Origin of the sequence: Pseudomonas sp. PS02303, assembly GCF_029959925.1 — a bacterium.
Lineage (GTDB): Bacteria > Pseudomonadota > Gammaproteobacteria > Pseudomonadales > Pseudomonadaceae > Aquipseudomonas > Aquipseudomonas mandelii.
Window position 1 is genome coordinate 1 of sequence record NZ_JASCOM010000509.1, and the last position, 1,595, is coordinate 1,595.

General features: G+C 59.7%; 1 protein-coding gene. It reads left to right on the forward strand.

What is annotated here, in order from left to right:
* Window positions 1-183: 183 nt before the first annotated feature.
* Window positions 184-1,509 carry an APC family permease gene (locus tag QMX98_RS34530; RefSeq protein WP_090180598.1) on the forward strand — a complete coding sequence of 442 codons (1,326 nt, stop codon included), beginning with the start codon at window positions 184-186 and terminating at the stop codon, window positions 1,507-1,509.
* Window positions 1,510-1,595 lie beyond the last annotated feature (86 nt).

Below are 1,595 nucleotides of genomic sequence, written 5' to 3' on the forward strand. Positions count from 1 at the left end.
GGCTCGCTCCCACATTGAGTTTGTGTCCACGGCAGATCCCCTGTGGGAGCGAGCCTGCTCGCGAAGAGGTCCTGACAGACAACACACCTGTTTGACCGATCACCCAAAACAACAACGAAACACCCGAAATTTAGCGCCGAACTCGGCTCTGCCATAAATCTAATAAATTCGGAGTAGTCGCTCATGGCTCGTTTGCAACGCACCCTGTCATTGGGTTCGGTGGTGCTGTTCGGCATCGCCTACATGACGCCGATCATTGTGCTCGGCACCTTTGGCATCCTCGCTCAATCCACCGCCGGCATGGTCCCGGCCGCGTATCTGGCGGCGTTGGTGGCGATGTTTTTCACCGCGATGAGCTACGGCCGAATGGCCTCGGCATTCCCCGTCGCCGGTTCCGCCTACAGCTATGTCCGCAAGGCCATCAGCCCGAAGCTGGGGTTCATCGCCGGTTGGGCGGTGCTGCTCGACTATCTGTTCCTGCCGATGGCGATCTGGCTGATCGGTGCGGCCTACCTCAATTCCGCGTTCCCGGCCGTGCCGCAGTGGATCTGGGTGCTGGCGTTCATCGGCATCACCAGCGCGATCAACATCGTTGGCCTGAAACTGGCCAACGGCATCAATGCCTTGCTGATGCTGGTGCAGTTCCTGGTGCTGATCGCCTTCGTCGCGCTGTGCATCCACTACGTCGGGGGCGATGCGAGCACGCCGTTGTGGTCGATCAAGCCGTTCTTCAACGGCGACATGCAGATGCCACTGATCATGAGTGGCGCGGCCATCGCCTGTTACTCGTTCCTCGGGTTCGACGCGGTCAGCACCTTGACCGAAGAAACCCGCGACCCACGTCGTACCATTCCGCGGGCGATCATGTTGATTACCCTGATCGGCGGGCTGATCTTCGTCAGCGTCTCGTACTTCGTGCAGATCGCCCATCCCTCGTTCCAGTTCGACAGCGTCGACTCGGCCGCTTATGAAATCGCCCGCAACATCGGTGGCGACCTGTTCGTGACGATCTTCCTGATCGGCCTGATCGTCGGCCAGTTCGCCTCGGGCCTGTCGGCTCAGGCGAGTGGTTCGCGTTTGTTGTTCGCCATGGGCCGCGACGGCGTGCTGCCTAAATCATTTTTCGGCACCCTGCATGAACGCTTTGGCACACCGGTCAACAGCATCCTGTTGTGCGCCGTGGTCGCGTTGCTGGCGCTGAAACTGGACGTCACCACCTCGACCTCGTTCATCAACTTCGGCGCGTTCCTGGCGTTCAGTCTGGTGAATTTGTCGGTGATCTTTCATTACTGGATAGGAGGGGAAAAGAAAGGGCTGCGCGAGTTCGTGCTGTTCCTGTTATTCCCGTTCATTGGCCTGGCGGCGGATTTGTGGCTGATGGTCAGCCTCGATCACCTGGCAATCTACCTGGGCCTGAGCTGGCTGGCGATTGGCGTGGTGTACCTGGCGGTGCTGACCGGTGGCTTCCGCCGTCAGCCACCGGAGATGGATTTCCAGGAAGCCACCTGACCTCGGACCCTGCAAAACCCCCTGTAGGAGTGAGCCTGCTCGCGATAGGGCCATGTCAGTCAACATCAAGGGCGACTGACATACCG

Bases quoted from the DNA above. Each gene is read 5' to 3' on its own strand.
- QMX98_RS34530 (WP_090180598.1), top strand. From the start codon at position 184: ATGGCTCGTTTGCAACGCACCCTGTCATTGGGTTCGGTGGTGCTGTTC.